Raw genomic sequence first — 16,542 nt, 5'->3', positions numbered from 1 at the left:
CCGATGCGAATCCAAACTGGTGCAGGGAAAGTGGCCCTGCTGGCTGCTTGCCTGCTGCTGGCCGTGCCGGGGCTGGCCCAGCAGCGCGTAAATTCGCAGGTGCAGGTGGCGCGGCAGTTCTGGCTGGCCGCCGTGGGGCAGGACTGGCGACAGGCTTATACCAAGCTGAGCCCCGCCGCTCAGGCCCAGCTCAACGAGAAGCAGTTCCGGCAATCCTTACAGCCCCTGCGCGGGTTGGTGCGCCAGTTCGGCCCTGTCCTCGACCTTTACAAGCTGGGTTTCCGGCTGCGCGACACGGCCGCACCCGAAACTTTCGTGGCCTACAGCTTCCGCGCCGATACGCTGGCTGCCCGCCCGCACTTCCAGCTCGACGTCAGCTTCCAGGATTCTACCGCCCGGTTGGTGCAGAGCTACCGGCTAGTGAAAGTGCAATAAGTAAGGAAACGTGCGCCGTACTTAATCTGGCAGCGAGATTTTGCCCATCCGGATAGCCGGCACGCGCTGGCGGCCGGCCCCGATGCTAATGGGCTGTCCGGCCACAGCTTCGTTGGCCAGCAGTGCGAACAGAATGGCCTCCTTGGCATCGGGCGGCACGCCCAACTCGGCGGTGCTGGCAAACCGGCAGGCGGGCAAATGGCGCTGCAGCGCAGCCATCAGTACGGGATTATGCGCGCCGCCGCCACTGGCATACACGGCCACGGCCGGCTGCTCGCCCAGGGCCAGCCGTACCGCTTGCGCCACGCCCGTTGCGCTCAACTCCACCAGCGTCGCCAGCAGGTCTTCAACTGGCAAGTCGAACGTTGCGGTGCGGGTCTGGGCAGCGTGGAGGTAGGCCAGACTGAACAGTTCGGGGCCGGTGGTTTTGGGTAGCGAGGCGGCGAAGAACGGTTGGGCCAGCAGTTCGGCCAGCAACCCAGCGTGCACAGTCCCAGCGGCGGCCAACCTGCCGCCCTCGTCAAATGCCAGTTGTGGGAAGTGCGCCCGCACTACAGCATCGAGCAGGGTGTTGCCGGGGCCGGTGTCGGTGCTGAAAGCGGCGCTGGCAGTCTTGGTTTGGGCGCTGGCGGCGTCGGTGCGGGGTAGATAGGTGAAGTTGGCAATACCACCCAGGTTGAGCAGCAGGCGCTCTTCGTTTGGGCTGCTGAGTAGTAGGAAGTCGCCGTAGGTGGCCAGCGGTGCGCCTTCGCCGCCAGCGGCCACGTGCTTCTGCCGGAAGTCGCCGACGGTGATGATGCCGGTACCTACGGCCAGGTGGTCGGCGTCGCCGAGCTGCAGGGTGGCGTTGAGACCGGGGAAATCGGGGTGCTGGTGCTGATGGGCGGGGGCGTGGTACACCGTCTGGCCGTGGCTGGCCAGCAGGTCGACTTCGGCCGGGGCCACCTGCCACGCGCGCAGGCAATCCAGCACCATGCGGGCGTGCTCGCGGCCCAGCCAGGCGTGCAGCAGCGTCAGGTACTCCAGGCTCACCTGCTCGCGGGCAAATACCTGCCGCACCCGCCGCCGGAATTCCTCATCGTAAGGCACCGTGGCAAAATGCTCCAGCTCCAGCCGCGTGTCCGGGCCGTGGCCGTGCAGGCGGCACAGCGCCACATCGAGCCCATCGAGCGAGGTACCCGACATCAGGCCGATAATCCGGCGGCTGGGCTGCTGGGCAAGTTGGGCGAGGCGATGCATGGCGTTAGGTCTAAGTAGAGGGAGCAAAAACGTCATTCAGAGCGAAGCGAAGAATCTCGCGTGCCAAAGTAACCCAACGTCGGGATTGCTTTGGCACGCGAGATTCTTCACTTCGCTCTGAATGACGTTTTCGTTCACGCACTACTCAATCTTCTTCCCGCTCATGGCCTCGCTGATGCTGATATTCATCACGCGCTCGGCGAAGGGGCGGGTGAGTTCTTCCAGCTCGTCTACAGCTTTCAGCATCGTGTCTTTTTCCTGGGTCAGCAAAGACTGTTTCAGCTTCTCGACGCCGGCCTGGGTTTGGGTGAGCTCGTTGGCGGTGAGGTGCTGGCCGTTCTTCGTCACGAAGCGCTCCACCTGGTAGAGCATCTGCTCGGCTACGGTGCGGGCCTCAATCACCATGCGGGCCGCTACGTCTTCGCGGGCGTGAGTGAGCGAGTCCATCAGCATCTGCTCCACCTGCTCGTCGGTGAGGCCGTACTGGGGCTTGATTTCGACCTCCTGGCGGGTGCCGGAGCGCAATTCCAGGGCCTCTACTTTCAGAATGCCGTCGGCGTTCAGAATGAAGTTGACATCAACCTTGGGCAGGCCGGCGGGCATGGCCGGGATGCCGCGCAAATCGAACTCGGCCAGCTTGCGGTTTTCCTTCACCACGTCCCGCTCGCCCTGGTACACCGAAATCTTCAGGTTCACCTGCCCGTCCACACTGGTGGTGTACTGGCGGCCGGCCTTGGTCGGAATTTTGGAGTTGCGCGGGATAATCGGGTCCATCAAGCCGCCTAGGGTTTCGATGCCCAGCGTGAGCGGCGTTACGTCGAGCAGCAGCACGTCGCGGCGGTTGCCGGCCAGAATATCGGCCTGAATGGCCGCGCCCAGCGCCACCACTTCGTCGGGGTTGAGGGAGCTATTGGCCGGCTGCCCGAAAAACTTCGATACCGACTCGTGCACCAGCGGCACTCGCGTCGAGCCACCCACCAGCAGCACGGCGTCGAGTTGCTCCGCTTTCAGACCGGCATCGGCCAGGGCGCGGCGGCACGAGGCTATGGTGCGCTCCACCAGCGGGCGGGCCAACTCGTCGAACTCGGCGCGGCTGAGGCGCACTACCACGTCGTCGCCGAGGTTGCCGGCGAAGTCGTCGTGCTGACTCAGGTAGCGCTTGGCCGATTCGGCCAGCAGCCGCAGCTCCTGCTGCAGCGAGTCGTTGGCGGCCACTTGGACCGTCAGGTTGTGTTGCGCGGTCCAGTGCTCGGCTACGGCGCGGTCGAGGTCGTCGCCGCCCAGGTAGGTGTCGCCGTTGGTGCTGAGCACCTCAAAAATGCCCTGGTGCAGCTTCAGAATGCTCACGTCGAAGGTGCCGCCGCCCAAATCGTACACGGCCACGGTCTTTTCTTCGTCGGGGTTCAGGCCGATACCGTAGGCCAGCGCCGCCGCCGTGGGCTCGTTCACGATGCGCAGCACCTCCAGGCCCGCCAGCCGGCCGGCGTCGCGGGTGGCCTGGCGTTGCGAGTCGTTGAAGTAGGCTGGCACCGTGATAACGGCCTTGTTGACGGGCGTTTTGAGCGAGTGCTCGGCCCGCTCGCGCAGCTCTTTCAAAATTTCGGCCGACAGCTCAATGGGCGAGTAGAACCGGTCGCCGACCCGGATTTTCACTAGGCCCTCTGAGTTGTCGTCAATCACCTTATAGCCCAGCGCGTCGGCGTGCTGGGTCAGATCGTGGTAGCTCTTGCCCAGCAGCCGCTTCACCGAGTAAATCGTGTTCTGCGGGTCAGTCAGCAGGTATTCCTTGGCCTCGGTGCCCACCAGCGGGTCCTGGCCTCCGCCGGGGAAGTGCACCACGGAGGGCACGATGGCGCCGCGGCCCTGGTCGTTGATGGCCAGCGGCTGGCGGTTTTCGGGGTGGATGTAGGCCACCAGCGAGTTGGTGGTGCCCAGATCAATACCCACAATGATTTCTTCCTGCTGAATACTGCCGGTAGAAAGGTTGATTGCAACTTTAGCCATAGAAGAAGGCGCGGCGGGGCCACGCGGAGAGCAGAGACGGAGAAGGACCAGCACTTACAACAGCGGCCGGCCGGAAAGAGCCAAAATTACGCAACAAAAGTCCGGCACGGTCAGCTCCCGGCCCGGTTGGTCTGAAGCCCGACACTACTCGCTTGTTTGCCAGATTCATAAGAAAAAGCCCCTACGGTTGCCTGTAAATCAGACCATAGCGTTTAGGTTGCGTTTTTGTGTGAAATAAGTGTGCATAATTATGATTATTTAAATCCACGGCTGAATTCGGCCGCGTAAGCTTTCTGCGGGCCTTACTGCCGCGCTTATTCAAAAGCCACACGCGGCCGCCCGGCCACGCCTGGAACTCTTTATATCGGGCCTTTCTGGGGCCCTGTTGCGCTTGTCTTGCAGACCTCTTTTGCGAGGTCCTATCCGCTGTGCCGGCCGTGGTGGCCGGTTCTTTTTCCATCCTTTACCCTTTTTATCATGCCCAAATTTCTTACCCGCCCCATTCTGCCCATCGCGCTGGCGGCCACTACCGTGGCCGGGCTGCTGGCCTGGAGCGCCCAGCACACGCCGCTCGAAGCATCGAGCCACCGCGAGGCGCCACTAATTGCCGACGACCCGTTGGCCGACAACACCGACGTGTATGCCTTCCGCGACCCCAACGACGGGGAAATGGTCAACATCATCGCCAACTATATTCCGCTGGAGCTGCCCCAGGGCGGCCCCAACTACAACACGTTCGGCGAGAACGTGCGCTACGAAATCCACATCAAAAACGACGGCAGCAAACCTAACGCCGACGACATCACCTACCGCTTCACCTTCAAGCGGGAAAATGAAGACCCGACCACGTTCTTCAACATCCGGCTGGGCAAGCAGAACCTGAAGGCCACCTACACCATGGAGCGCAGCGTGAACGGCGGGGCCTTCACGACGCTGAAAAGCAACGGGGTAGTGCCGCCCAACAACATCGGCCCGCGCTCCATTACCGGGGCGGCCGGCCTGAAGGCCCCGAGCTACGAGAGCCTGTTTACCGGCGCCATTCAGACGGTGGATGGCGACATCAAGGTGTTCTGCGGACCCGTCGACGACCCGTTTTTCGCTGATCTGGGCGGTATTTTCGACCTGGGCGGTATCCGCACGGCGGCGGCCCGCGACGGCCTGGCTCGTAAAAACACGCATACCATTGCGTTGCAGATTCCGGTTGCCAAGCTGCAGAAGGAAGGCAAGAAAGCCGCCGCTGCCGCCAACATCCTCGACCCCAACTACATCATCGGCGTGTGGGCCTCGGCCAGCCGCCAGTCCATCCGCACCATCAGCACCACCGATGGCACGCAGGAGCACAGTGGCACCTGGGTGCAGGTGTCGCGCCTGGGCATGCCGCTGCTCAACGAGGTAATCCAGCCCATCGGCTCGAAGGACCGTTGGAACTACGGCACCCCCTACACCGAGCAGACCAGCACCGAAGACTACCTCTCGAACCCCGAGCTGGGCCTGTACATGGCCGAGGGCGACGGCTACTACGGTACGTCGGTACCCGGTTTTGCCCAGCTGCGCATTCAGCGCAACTCGTTGGGTATGTTCGATTTTGCCAACGGCAAAAATGGTGTGTCGGCCCTGCTGAACGCCCCGGCCGCCGATGTGGCCGGTACAGCATTCGCCAAAGTAGCCGACGGCGGCTACGCCGAATACCTGCTGCGCCCCGGCAAGCCCCGCTCGGTAGACATTCTGCCCATCTTCCATACCGGCGTGCCCAACGTGGCGCCCTATCAGCTGGCTACGGGCAAGCCCACCGGCAAGCCGCTGGCGCCGGGTAAGCCGTTCGTCAACAACTTCCTGCCTTTAATTGACAACGTGGGTGCCCCGGCTGGCGTGGGCGGCGACATGCTGCGCCTGAACATGGCCGTGCCGACGACGCCGCGCAACTCGGCCGACTTCAGCTCGGAAGGCCTGCTGGCCGCCGCCGTGCTGGGCCTGAACGACGCGCGCTACAACACCAGCACCAAGCTGGAGTTCATCCCGAACATGGACGGCTTCCCCAACGGCCGCCGCCTCGAAGACGACGTGACCCGCATCGAGCTACAGGCCGTGGGTGGTATCGTGCTGGCGGCCATTGGCCTGCCCTACGAGGCCGGCTCGCCGGGCCTGACCGGCGCCGTGACGTTCCGCACCGGCATCGAAAGCAACGACACTACCTTCCGGGCCGGCTTCCCCTACATGCAGCTGCCCTGGGCCGGCACCAAGGCCCAGACCACGATTACCGCGCAACGTGGCGCCGTTGGCTTCAGCCTGAAGCCCGAGATTGTAGCCGCCGCCCAGAACTACCCGAATCCGTTCAACGCGAGCACCAAGGTAACCTACGAAGTGGCCACCAAAACGCCGCTCACCATGTTTGTGAGCGACCTGACGGGCCGCCGCGTGGCAACGCTGATGGAGGGCAAAACGCACAAAGTAGGCAAGTACAGCCTCGACTGGAAGCCCGGCGCCGAAGTGGCGGCCGGCACCTACGTGCTGACCATTGCCACGGGAAAAACCGTGCTGCAATCCATGAAACTGGTTCACAACCAGTAACCGCCCGTCGGCGGCCGGAGCGGCTCTAGCGGCCGATGCCGGCCGCCGACCGGCGTACGGATGGCCGGGCCCTGGGTGAGTCCGGCTATCCTGTTGTCCGTGGAGAAGGGAACCGGCTTTGCGGTCGGTTCCCTTGCTTGCGCCCGCCCAACTGGCGCCCGCCCGATTCCGAGTATCTTCCGCCTGCTTAAGCTGTCCGCTGTGAGAAAATACCTTTACCCCTTGCTGCTGGTGCTGTTTGTGGCCGCCGCGGCTGCCATCTTCCTGACCCAAAAGCCCGAGCCCGTGCCGCAACTGCGCGAGCGTCGTGGCGATTTGGCGGCCGGAGGCGAGTGGCTGAACACCAAGGCCGCCATTGAGGGCCTGCTGGCCAGGCTGCGCGCCAAGCCCGACGACACCAAATCCAAAGTGCTGCTGGCCCAGGCCTACATGCAGGAAGCCCGCGTAACCGGCGACCACCCGTACTACGACACGGCCGCCATGCAGCTGCTGAATGAAGTGCTGCAAGCTGAGCCCGAGAACTTCGAGGCCCTGTGCTGCAAGGCCTCGCTGAGCCTGACCCAGCACCACTTTTCGGAGGGGCTGGCCGTGGCGGAGAAAGCCGTGGCCATCAACCCCAACAACGCTTTCGTGTACGGGTTGCTCTGCGACGCCAACGTGGAGCTGGGCCGTTACGCCGAGGCCATCAAAATGGCCGACAAGATGAACGCCGTGCGCCCCGATTTGCGCTCCTACTCGCGCGTATCGTACCTGCGCGAAATCCACGGCGACCTGCCCGGCGCCATCGAGGCCATGCAAATGGCCGTGCAGGCCGGCTACGTAGGCCTGGAGCAAACCGAGTGGGCCCGCGTGACGCTGGGCCACCTCTACGAAACCACCGGCGACCTGCCCAACGCCGAGCGGGCCTACCGCACGGCCCTGGCAGCCCGGCCGTACTACGCCTACGCACTGGCCGGACTCGGCCGCGTCGAGCAGGCCCGCCAGAACTATCCGGCGGCCATCAAGTACCTGGAGCAGGCCCGCAACACGGTAAAGGATTACGCCTTTGCCGACGAGCTGGCCGACCTCTACCGTCTCAACCAGCAACCCGCCGAAGCCAAAAAAATGGAAGCGGAAGCTATTGACATGCTTGCCTCGGCCGCCAACGAGGCCGACGAGAACGAGGACCTGGGCCACTACGCCGACCGTGAGCTGGCCTATGCCTACCTCAAAACCGGGGAGCTGGACAAAGCCCTGGCCCACGCCAAAATTGAATATGACCGCCGTCCGGACAACATCGACGTGAACGAAACCCTGGCCTGGGTGGCGTACAAGCGCGGCGACTATCCGGCCGCCGCTACCTATATGAAAGCGGCCCGCCGCACCAACTCCCAAAGCCCGGTGCTGCTGTGCCGCGCCGGCCTGATTGCCTCCAAAAACGGCCAGTCCGCCGAAGGGCAGGCCCTCATCAGGCAGGCCCTGGCCATCAACCCTTATCTACGAATCGACCTTGCCGAGGAAGGCCGCCAGCTGCTGGCCGTGCGGTAGGGGCGGGGCTTGCTGAAAAAATGAACGGTATCAGGCCGCTCCTGAAATTTAACCTCAAACCACGCATGCGCGCTGCCCGCTTCGTTTGCTATGTGCCATTGATTGCCGTGCTGCTGCTGGTGCCAGCAACGGCCGGCGCGCACGTGCTCGATGTGGATTTAAGCAAACTCTCGCGCACCGATATTTTCCTCACCTACCTGCAGCTCGGCTACACCCACATTCTGCCGCTGGGCCTCGACCACGTGCTGTTCGTGCTGAGCTTATACCTGCTGGAGCCGCGCCTCAAGCCGGTGCTCTGGCAGGCTACGGCCTTCACGGTGGCGCACTCCATCACGCTGGGAATGGCCATTTACGGGGTCGTATCGCCGCCGGCCAGCCTGATTGAGCCGTTGATTGCGCTGTCGATTCTGTTCGTGGCCATCGAAAACATCGTGGTCGAGCGCCTGAATCCGTGGCGCATTGTGGTGGTGTTCGGGTTCGGGCTGCTGCACGGGCTGGGCTTTGCCGGTGCCCTCACGGGCCTGGGGCTGCCGCCGAATATGTTTGCCGAGTCGTTGGTAGCTTTTAATATTGGGGTAGAAATGGGGCAGGTTTCGGTAATACTGCTGGCCTGGCTGCTGATTGGCCGCTGGGCCGCCGGCAAGCCCTGGTACAAGCGCCGGGTACTCGTGCCCGCCTCGGTAGTTATTGCCCTCATGGCCGCCTACTGGACTTTTGAACGACTGAGTTGAATCAAATCGAACAGAAAGGAAATGAAAAAGAACGGTCATGCTGAGCGCAGCCGAAGCATCTCTACCGCTTCGTTGCAGTCGATAAGGTTACCATTGCGGTAGAGATGCTTCGACTGCGCTCAGCATGACGTTCCTTTTCTAAATCACCAAATCACCAATGCTCCGCCACCTGCTCCTGCTGCTGCTTTTGCTACCCTACCTGGGAGGCATCGGTGCGGGTCTGGTGGGGCGGCCCGAGGCGCCGGGCCCTACGGCTGCGAACCCCTACGTGCACAGCGCCGCCTGCCAGCACGAAAACTACCTGCGCCTCGACTGCTTCGATACCTGCAACGGCGACCAGTTGGCGGTGCAGGCCCAGCCCCGGACCCACACCACGGCCCAGCTGCTGGCATCGGCCAAAAGCATCGACCTGCATTGCCTGTCCGAAGTGCCGCTCCGTCTGCCAACGGCGCGCTTCCGGCAGTTTGTGCTGTACCACCCGGCCACCGAGCCGGCCGTAGCAGCCGGCATCCGGCTGATTCCGGAGCAGCCGCCCCGTTGGGGATAAGCTGAGCCGCCGCCCGCATAGGGCGGCGCAGGCCGCGCCGTATGCGGGGCCGGTATCAACTTATTTTCTGACTTAGACGCGTTGCCAGTGGGCCAAAAGCCCGGCGCGGCGCGTTGCCATACGGCTGCACTATGCGCCTTTTTTATTGGATAACCGCAACCGGCACGGTGCTGGCGGCGCTGGCGTGCGGGCCCGAAGCCCACGCTCAAAGCAACGCCGTGCTACGCGGCACCGTGGCCGATTCGGCTTCCGGCCGGCCCCTGAGCGGGGTAAACGTGCGGGTACTCGACCGGGTGGGCGCTGCCACCGTGGCCGACGAACTGGGCCGGTTCCGGCTTACGGGCCTGCCGGCCGGCACCTACGTGGTGCAGGCGGCGGGCCTGGGCTACGGCGCCCGCCAGCAAACCGTAACCGTTGCCGCCGGCCAGACTGCCGCGGTGGCGCTGCGCCTGCCCACCACCTCGCTGGCTTTGTCAGAAGTGACAGTGTCGCAGCCCCGCGACCCCAACCAGTCGCTGGCCGTTATTTCAAATATCGACAAGCTGCTGCGGCCCGTTAATTCGGCGCAGGACCTGCTGCCGCTGGTGCCGGGCCTGGTGATTGCCCAGCACGCGGGCGGCGGCAAGGCCGAGCAGATTTTCGTGCGCGGCTTCGACGCCGACCACGGCACCGACTTCAACGTGAGCATTGATGGCTTGCCGGTGAACATGGTCAGCCACGCCCACGGGCAGGGCTACGCCGATTTCCACTTCGTGATACCGGAGACGGTCGACCAGCTGCGGGTGTATAAGGGCCCCTACACGGCGCGGTTCGGCGACTTTGCCACCGCCGGCGCGGGCGAGTTCACCACCAAAACCCGCCTCGACCGCAGCCAGGTAAAGTTCGAAGTGGGCCAGTTTGATACCTACCGGGCAGTGGCCCTGGTGAACCTGCTGCCGGTGCGGGCCGCGGGCCAGCGGCCGGCCGCCGCCTACGTGGCCGGCGAGTACTACTTCACCAACTCGTACTTCGACGCCAAGCAGGATTTCAGGCGCTTCAACGGCCTGGCCAAGTACACCGGCCAGCTCTCCGACCGCACCTCGCTGATGGTGCTCGGCTCGCAGTTCGGCTCGGAGTGGGACGCCTCGGGCCAGATTCCGGAGCGCGGGGTGGAAAACGGCACGATTTCGCGCTTCGGCAGCATCGACCCCAGCGAGGGCGGCTCCACCAGCCGCACCAACGCCACGGCCGTGCTCACCACCGACCTGCCCCACAACGCCGTGTTGCGCCAGCAGGTGTACTACACGCGCTACGATTTCAACCTGTACTCCAACTTCACGTTCTTCCTGAACAACCCGTTATCTGGCGACGAAATCCGGCAGACCGACGCGCGCAACCTCTACGGCTACACCGGCACCTACAGCCGCGACTTCCAGCTGGGTAGCCGCACGCTGCGCACCGTGGCCGGCCTGGGCACCCGCCTCGACGACACGCACATTGCCCTGCGCAACGCGGTGCGTCGCACGGTAATCGATACCATTCGCTCGGGCCGGGTGTACGAGCAGAACGTCAACGGCTACCTCGAAGGCACGCTGGGCCTCACCGACCGGCTTACGCTCAACGCCGCCCTGCGGGCCGATTACTTCCGCTTTGCTTTCCACGAAGACCGGGCGGCCGCCGATTCGGCCTCGGGCAAGGCCGGCAAGGGCCGCATCAGCCCCAAGCTGAACCTGTACTACGATGTAAATCCGGCCGTGCAGCTGTTTGTGCGCTCGGGCCTGGGCTTCCACTCCAACGATGCCCGGGCTGTAGTCACCAACGCCACGGCCAACGTGCTGCCCCGCGCCATTGGCTACGAGGTGGGCGGCACCTTCAAGCCGGTGCCCGCGCTGGTGGTGAATGCCGCGCTGTGGGCCCTGCATTTGCAGGACGAGCTGGTGTATGTGGGCGACGAGGGCGTAGTGGAAAGCGCCGGCCGCACCCGCCGCCTGGGCCTCGACCTCTCGGCCCGCTACCAGCTCACGCGCCTGCTCTTCGCCGACGTGGACCTGAACCTGAGCCGCGGCCGATTGGTAGACGAGCCCGACGGGGCCAACCGGATTCCGTTGGCCCCCAGCCTCACCAGCATCGGTGGCCTCACCCTGCGGGCCCCCGGCGGCCTCGGCGCCAGCCTGCGCTACCGCCACATCGACTCGCGGGCGGCCAACGAGGACAACTCGGTGCGGGCCCGGGGCTACTTTCTGCTCGATGCCATCGTGAGTTACACGAAAAGCCGTTTCCAGGTGGGTGCCACCGTCGAAAACCTGCTGAATGTGGAGTGGAATCAGGCCCAATTTGATACGACCACCCGCTTGCGCAACGAGGCGGCTCCCGTGTCGGAGCTGCACTTCACACCCGGCACGCCCTTCTACGCCAAGCTCAACGCCAGCCTGTTTTTCTAGGCTGGCCGCTTGAGGGCGGGCTTTGTAGCCCGCCGCACCTGGCAGGTGCCCGTTCCGGGCCATTTTTCATCCTTATTTTTCTGTACCATGTCTTTCTCCGTTTTTCAGAACTCCGCCGATACCCAGGCTATCATCCGCCAGGCCCTGACCAGCCCGGCTGTTACGCCCTCGCCCGCTGTTGGCGCCCCACCGCCACTGCCGCCGGGCACCCGGCAGCGGCAGCAGGAGGTAAAAGCCCAGGCCCGCTGCCGCACCCACGCCCGCTCGGCGCCGCACAGCTCGGCTAAGCGCTGGTAGCTACAAAGGCCGCTTTCCATATCGGGAAGCGGCCTTTTTTGTGAATGTTGATAAGGCTTCGCGGTAATCTTTATTTGCATCCGGCGACGGAAATGCGGATTTTGGGCCCGAACCACCCGCTACGCATGAAACATTCCGCCTCCCTTTTCCGCCTCCCCGTTCTGCTACTGAGTCTGCTGGGGCTGGCCGGGGTAGGGGCCGGCTGCCAGTCGGCGGGCGGCGAGGTAGCGGCCGCCCGAGTACCACTGGTGGCTCCGGCAGCGGTGCCAACTCCGGCGGCGCTGCCGGCAGAGACTGATTCACTGGCCCCCACGCCACTGGCACCATTGCCCGATTTGTCGCCCGAGCTGCGCGCGGCCGTGGCCGGGCTGCACGCCAGTTTAGGCCCACAGGCAGCCGCGCTGCGGCCCGAAGTGCTGGAGCGGGCCTGCGTGGGCTACCTCAACCTGCGGCAGGCCGGCCGCATCAGCCGCCCCGGCGTGCTGGCCGTGGTCGATATGGATTTGCCTTCCTCAGAGCCGCGGCTGTGGGTGCTCGATTTGCGGGCCGGCCAGGTGCTGCACCGCAGTCCTGTGGCCCACGGCCGCGGCTCGGGCGAGGGCCTGCGCGCCCGGCGCTTCTCCAACACCATCAAATCGGCCTGCACGGCGCTGGGTTTCTACCGCACCCAGGACACCTACCGGGGCAAGCACGGCCTGTCGCGCCGCCTGCGGGGCCTTGATGCGGGCCAGAACGACAATGCCCTGCGCCGCTACGTGGTGCTGCACAGCGCCGATTACGTGAGCCCGGCCTATCTGCAGCGCCACGGCCAGGCCGGCAACAGCCGCGGCTGCCCCGCCCTGCCGCCCGACCAGTACCGGGCCATCATCGGGGCCGTGGGCGAAGGCGGCTGCCTCTACCTCAGCGGCCCCGGCGCCGAGTCGAAGTGGCTCGATGCTTCCGGCGCGGCGCGGCGGCTGGCGATGCAGGGCTGGCAATAGGCCGGGCGGAATCAATTCGGCAAACGCTATGTTATAACACCAGCACCCCAAATTTGCGACGCCGTGCGTCCGGGTTTTAGGCGGTTGCGTATAAACTGATAACCAGGCCTGCCGTGCGCGGTGGGGCCTGTTTCGCAACCGAATTTCTGCAACTGAAACGACCTGTGAAGATGGAAAATACAAGTGTGGTTCGCCGTCAGCGGCTCAAGTTGAAGTCGCGCCGTCTGGCTCGGCGGGTGTTGCCGTTCGTGGCGGCGCTGTTTATGGCTACGCCCATGGCGGCCCCGGTTACGCGCTCCAAGGCCGCGGCGGCCGGCTCCAAACTGCATCTGCCGGCCCCGGCGCCGGTGGTCGTTTCCAAAGCCCAGCTCTTCGACCAGAAAGTGCGCGACCTGTACCGCGACCTGCAGGTGGAGCAGCAGGGCCTGACCTTCGAAGTGTTCGAGAAGGCCATGACCGGCTACCTCAACCTGGAAGAAACCGATAAGCTCAGCGACAAAAAGCTGCTCACCGTCGTCGATTTCAGTTTGCCTTCCACCGAAAAGCGCCTGTGGGTGCTTGATCTGGAAGCCAAGCAGGTGAAGTTCCACACGCTGGTGGCGCACGGCCGCAACTCGGGCGAAAACGTGGCCACCACCTTCTCCAACGAAAACGAGTCGAACAAAAGCAGCCTGGGCTTCTACGTAACCGAAGGTGAATATGTGGGCAAGCATGGCCGCTCGCTGAAGCTGGCCGGCCTCGATGAGGGCTACAATACCAACGCCCTGATGCGCTCCGTGGTCATGCATGGCGCCGATTACGTGAGCGAGGAGTTTATCCGGCAGAATGGCCGCCTGGGCCGCAGCCTCGGCTGCCCGGCCCTGCCCATGGACCAGAAGGACGCCATCATCGAAGCCATCGGCGGCCAGACGGCTATGTTCATCAACGGCCCCGACAGCCGCTACTCTTCCAAATACCTCAACCAGGATGTGGCCGTGAACACGCTGCTGGGCGGCAACCAGCTCATTTAGCTTCAACTTCCTGGCTAATCCGACAATGCCCCGGTTTCTGCGTAAGTAGCAGAAGCCGGGGCATTGTTGGGCTGAGGGCGTGGCCGAAACCGGCTCAAGGCTTCGACCGGGCTGGGGCAGGCAGCGTCGCCCGTAGCTTGTACACTTTAATGTAATCCACGACCAGGCTGCTGTAGGGTCCGGTGGGGCCGACGGGCCAGGTGCTTACATCGGCATACGACACCACAGCCTGGTTGACGATGATGGTGGCGGGGAAGGCCCGGGTGGGCACCTGGCTGGCCGGCACCGTGCGCAATTTGCGCCGGTCGAGGTAGAAAGTCACTTCGGTGGGCGTCCAGACGGCGGAAAACACGTGGAAATCGGTGCTCAGGTTTTTGTGCGGGGGCACGCGGTACTGGGCTTGGTCGTAGCGGCCGGGGCCCTCCGAGGGGTTGTAGTGCACGTTGTTGGAATACTCGTGGCCGGCGCCGGCCTCGAATATGTCGATTTCGGTGGGGCCGTTGTATAGCCAGAAGGCCGGCCAGTTGCCCTCGCCGCCCCCAAGCCGGCAGCGAATCTCAAACAGACCCGACTGAAACCCGCGGCTGCCTTCCCAGCGGGCCGTGTCGCCCAGGGCCGGGTTGGCCCCGAATTCGGGCTTGAGGCTTAGCCGGCCCGACTCAAAATGCAGCTGTTTAACCGTGTCGCGGCCTTCCAGTTGGTAAGCGAAGGTGCGCGGCTGGGGCAGGAGCCGGGCCGTGAGGTAGGCGTAACCGTCGCGTAGCGAGACGGCGGCCTGGTCGTAGAATTGGGCCTCGCCGGGGTTGCCTATAAAGGTGGGGGCGCCGTCGGGCCTGAACTGCCAGGGCGAGCGGGCGGCCATGTCGGCCACGTCGCGGTAGGTGTCGAAATCCTCCAGAAACACCAGCTGCCAGTCGGTGTAGCGCAGGCGGCGCTGGGCCTCGGCGGCCGGGCCCGAAAGTAGCAGGAACAGAAGTAGCGGCAGCGCAAGCAGAAAGCGGAACATCAGCGGGGAGGAAAGCGAAAGGAAGCCGGGCGCTAAGGGGTGGCAGAACGGCGGCGGATGGCCAGGTCTACGTGTTGCTCGATGTGGCGCGAGCGGCGCTGGCAGCGGCGCCAGCCCAGCACGATGGCCAGCAGGCCCGTGGGCACCAGCAGGATGCCCGCCCCGATGTAAATGCCTTCGCGGAAGAAGTTGATGAGCGAGAAGCCGGCCACCACCAGGGCAATGCCGGTGCGCAGGTAGGCCAGCAGGGTGCGCTCGTTGGCCAGGTGGGTGCGGTCGATGGCCAGCTGGTCGCTCAGGGGCAGGCGGTAGTCGCCGGGGCTCGTGATGGGGGAGAGGGGCAGGTCGGACATAAGGAACCTTACGGGCGAAAGGGATATTTGGGCCGGCCAACAACCATTTCCGGCCCGATTACGTGTTTTAGCTCAGCTGCTACTCAGCAGCTTCGCCTCTCTTATTCGGTTTATGGATTTTTCGGTTACCTGGCAGAAGCTCAACGCAATGGGCACCACTTTTATGGCCATGCTGCCCAACCTGCTGATCGGGCTGGTGGTGCTGGCCATTTTTACGTTTATTGCCCGGGGCGTGCGCTCGGGCGTCGAGCGCCTCACCACCGCCCGCCACCAGAGCCAGAGCCTGGCGCTGCTGCTCAGCCGGCTGGCCTACGTGTTTGTGCTGCTGCTGGGCATTCTGGTGATGTTCACCATCATGATTCCCAGCTTCACGCCGGCCAGCCTCATCAGCGCGCTGGGTATCGGGGGCGTGGCCATCGGTTTTGCCTTCAAGGACATCTTTCAGAACTTTCTGGCCGGTATGCTGCTGCTGCTCACCGAGCCGTTCCGCATCAACGACCAGATCAAGTACAAGGACTTCGAGGGCACCGTGGAAACCATCCAGACCCGCGCCACCACCATCAAAACCTACGACGGCCGCCGCGTCGTCATCCCCAACGCCGAGCTGTTCATCAACGCCGTAACGGTGAACACGGCCTATGACAAGCGCCGGCTGGAGTACGATTTCGGCATTGGCTACGGCGACAACATTGCCCAGGCCCGGCAGGTGATGCTGGCCGCGGCCCTGTCGGTGGAGGGCGTGCTCTCCGACCCGGCGCCCGAGGCGCTGGTGGTGGAAATCGGGGAGAGCACCATCGATATCCGGCTGCGCTGGTGGATAAATCCGCCCCGCCGCGCCGCCTACATGCAGTCGAAAGACCAGGTGCTCGAAGCCGTGAAGAACAGCCTCACCAAGGCCGGCATCGACCAGCCGTTCCCCACCCAGGTTATCCTGCTGCACGACCAGACCGAAGAAACCGACGGCAACCGCAAAACCCAGCGCGAAGGCTGGCCCGCCGGCCCCGGCGAAGTGCCCCGCTCGATGATAGAAGTGCGCGCCGAGCGCCGCGAGCAGGAGCAGAAGCGCCTGGCCGAGCAGCAGGCCGCCGCCCCAACCGCCGCCCCCATTGCCGGGCCGCACCCCCAGCCCCGGCCGCCGCAGACCGATACGGCCGGCTAAGCCCCCGCCTCCTGCCAGCAACCCCGACAACCGGGCTTTCGCATCTGCGGAAGCCCGGTTTCAGTTTGGGCAGCACCCGAAGGCGAGGCCACGCGCCCGGTAAGCAAACCCCGAGTAACATAGCCCATCCGAGGGATATGGAAACGCATTCGAGGAGTATCGGAACGCATCCGAGGGACGTGGAAACGTATTCGAGGGACGTCGGAAGGCGTTCGAGGGATGTCAGAACGCATTCGAGGGGTGTGGAAACGCATTCGAAGGATGCG

General features: G+C 64.3%; 14 protein-coding genes. 10 read left to right on the top strand and 4 right to left on the bottom strand.

All coding sequences use genetic code 11. The features are described from left to right. Window positions 1–3: 3 nt before the first annotated feature. On the top strand, window positions 4–435 hold the full coding sequence (locus H145_RS0100350) for a hypothetical protein (protein ID WP_157540913.1): 432 nt from the start codon (window positions 4–6) through the stop codon (window positions 433–435). Between the two features lie 21 nt (window positions 436–456). On the opposite strand, the gene H145_RS0100345 is transcribed toward H145_RS0100350, so the two are convergent. Together H145_RS0100345 and hscA are read right to left on the bottom strand one after the other, a co-directional pair. Continuing rightward, on the bottom strand, window positions 457–1,674 hold the full coding sequence (locus H145_RS0100345) for an anhydro-N-acetylmuramic acid kinase (RefSeq protein ID WP_019946142.1): 1,218 nt from the start codon (window positions 1,672–1,674) through the stop codon (window positions 457–459). Between the two features lie 141 nt (window positions 1,675–1,815). After that, on the bottom strand, window positions 1,816–3,678 hold the full coding sequence (gene hscA, locus H145_RS0100340) for a Fe-S protein assembly chaperone HscA (protein ID WP_019946141.1): 1,863 nt from the start codon (window positions 3,676–3,678) through the stop codon (window positions 1,816–1,818). Between the two features lie 477 nt (window positions 3,679–4,155). On the opposite strand from hscA, the gene H145_RS0100335 reads away from it, so the two are divergent. The 8 genes from H145_RS0100335 (at window position 4,156) to H145_RS0100295 (ending at window position 13,758) form a co-directional block, all read left to right on the top strand. Next, window positions 4,156–6,246 (top strand): DUF4331 family protein, encoded by a 2,091-nt coding sequence (locus tag H145_RS0100335; RefSeq protein ID WP_019946140.1) that lies wholly within the window; start codon window positions 4,156–4,158, stop codon window positions 6,244–6,246. A 201-nt stretch (window positions 6,247–6,447) separates the two neighbouring features. Next, window positions 6,448–7,773 carry a tetratricopeptide repeat protein gene (locus H145_RS19315; protein WP_169513141.1) on the top strand — a complete coding sequence of 442 codons (1,326 nt, stop codon included), beginning with the start codon at window positions 6,448–6,450 and terminating at the stop codon, window positions 7,771–7,773. A 65-nt stretch (window positions 7,774–7,838) separates the two neighbouring features. After that, window positions 7,839–8,504 (top strand): HupE/UreJ family protein, encoded by a 666-nt coding sequence (locus H145_RS0100325; RefSeq protein WP_071595099.1) that lies wholly within the window; start codon window positions 7,839–7,841, stop codon window positions 8,502–8,504. A gap of 157 nt (window positions 8,505–8,661) precedes the next feature. Next, window positions 8,662–9,051: a hypothetical protein gene (locus H145_RS0100320; RefSeq protein ID WP_019946137.1), complete on the top strand. Its 390-nt coding sequence runs from the start codon at window positions 8,662–8,664 to the stop codon at window positions 9,049–9,051. A gap of 131 nt (window positions 9,052–9,182) precedes the next feature. After that, entirely contained in the window at window positions 9,183–11,471 is a 2,289-nt protein-coding gene (locus tag H145_RS0100315) for a TonB-dependent receptor (RefSeq protein WP_019946136.1), read from the top strand. Window positions 11,472–11,558: 87 nt separating this feature from the next. Next, window positions 11,559–11,768, top strand: coding sequence for a hypothetical protein (locus H145_RS0100310; protein WP_019946135.1), 210 nt, complete (start codon window positions 11,559–11,561; stop codon window positions 11,766–11,768). 125 nt (window positions 11,769–11,893) lie between these two features. Beyond that, on the top strand, window positions 11,894–12,748 hold the full coding sequence (locus H145_RS19310; RefSeq protein ID WP_083937622.1) for a murein L,D-transpeptidase catalytic domain family protein: 855 nt from the start codon (window positions 11,894–11,896) through the stop codon (window positions 12,746–12,748). A 263-nt stretch (window positions 12,749–13,011) separates the two neighbouring features. After that, window positions 13,012–13,758, top strand: a complete 747-nt coding sequence (locus tag H145_RS0100295; RefSeq protein ID WP_169513140.1) for a murein L,D-transpeptidase catalytic domain family protein — start codon at window positions 13,012–13,014, stop codon at window positions 13,756–13,758. A gap of 94 nt (window positions 13,759–13,852) precedes the next feature. Here the strand turns inward: H145_RS0100295 and H145_RS0100290 are convergent, their stop codons facing one another. Further along, window positions 13,853–14,764, bottom strand: coding sequence for a glycoside hydrolase family 16 protein (locus H145_RS0100290; protein ID WP_019946132.1), 912 nt, complete (start codon window positions 14,762–14,764; stop codon window positions 13,853–13,855). A 32-nt stretch (window positions 14,765–14,796) separates the two neighbouring features. Beyond that, window positions 14,797–15,117, bottom strand: a complete 321-nt coding sequence (locus H145_RS19305) for a DUF202 domain-containing protein (protein WP_019946131.1) — start codon at window positions 15,115–15,117, stop codon at window positions 14,797–14,799. A gap of 112 nt (window positions 15,118–15,229) precedes the next feature. Between H145_RS19305 and H145_RS0100280 the strand changes: the two genes are divergently transcribed. Continuing rightward, on the top strand, window positions 15,230–16,276 hold the full coding sequence (locus H145_RS0100280; RefSeq protein WP_019946130.1) for a mechanosensitive ion channel family protein: 1,047 nt from the start codon (window positions 15,230–15,232) through the stop codon (window positions 16,274–16,276). Window positions 16,277–16,542 lie beyond the last annotated feature (266 nt).

Origin of the sequence: Hymenobacter aerophilus DSM 13606 (assembly GCF_000382225.1) — a bacterium.
GTDB classification, from domain to species: domain Bacteria; phylum Bacteroidota; class Bacteroidia; order Cytophagales; family Hymenobacteraceae; genus Hymenobacter; species Hymenobacter aerophilus.
This window is presented reverse-complemented; position numbering and strand designations above follow the sequence as displayed.

Bases quoted from the DNA above. Each gene is read 5' to 3' on its own strand.
- H145_RS0100310 (WP_019946135.1), top strand. From the start codon at position 11,559: ATGTCTTTCTCCGTTTTTCAGAACTCCGCCGATACCCAGGCTATCATC.
- H145_RS19305 (WP_019946131.1), bottom strand. From the start codon at position 15,117: ATGTCCGACCTGCCCCTCTCCCCCATCACGAGCCCCGGCGACTACCGC.
- hscA (WP_019946141.1), bottom strand. From the start codon at position 3,678: ATGGCTAAAGTTGCAATCAACCTTTCTACCGGCAGTATTCAGCAGGAA.
- H145_RS0100350 (WP_157540913.1), top strand. From the start codon at position 4: ATGCGAATCCAAACTGGTGCAGGGAAAGTGGCCCTGCTGGCTGCTTGC.
- H145_RS0100295 (WP_169513140.1), top strand. From the start codon at position 13,012: ATGGCTACGCCCATGGCGGCCCCGGTTACGCGCTCCAAGGCCGCGGCG.
- H145_RS0100315 (WP_019946136.1), top strand. From the start codon at position 9,183: ATGCGCCTTTTTTATTGGATAACCGCAACCGGCACGGTGCTGGCGGCG.
- H145_RS0100320 (WP_019946137.1), top strand. From the start codon at position 8,662: ATGCTCCGCCACCTGCTCCTGCTGCTGCTTTTGCTACCCTACCTGGGA.
- H145_RS0100335 (WP_019946140.1), top strand. From the start codon at position 4,156: ATGCCCAAATTTCTTACCCGCCCCATTCTGCCCATCGCGCTGGCGGCC.
- H145_RS0100345 (WP_019946142.1), bottom strand. From the start codon at position 1,674: ATGCATCGCCTCGCCCAACTTGCCCAGCAGCCCAGCCGCCGGATTATC.
- H145_RS0100280 (WP_019946130.1), top strand. From the start codon at position 15,230: ATGGATTTTTCGGTTACCTGGCAGAAGCTCAACGCAATGGGCACCACT.
- H145_RS0100325 (WP_071595099.1), top strand. From the start codon at position 7,839: ATGCGCGCTGCCCGCTTCGTTTGCTATGTGCCATTGATTGCCGTGCTG.
- H145_RS0100290 (WP_019946132.1), bottom strand. From the start codon at position 14,764: ATGTTCCGCTTTCTGCTTGCGCTGCCGCTACTTCTGTTCCTGCTACTT.
- H145_RS19310 (WP_083937622.1), top strand. From the start codon at position 11,894: ATGAAACATTCCGCCTCCCTTTTCCGCCTCCCCGTTCTGCTACTGAGT.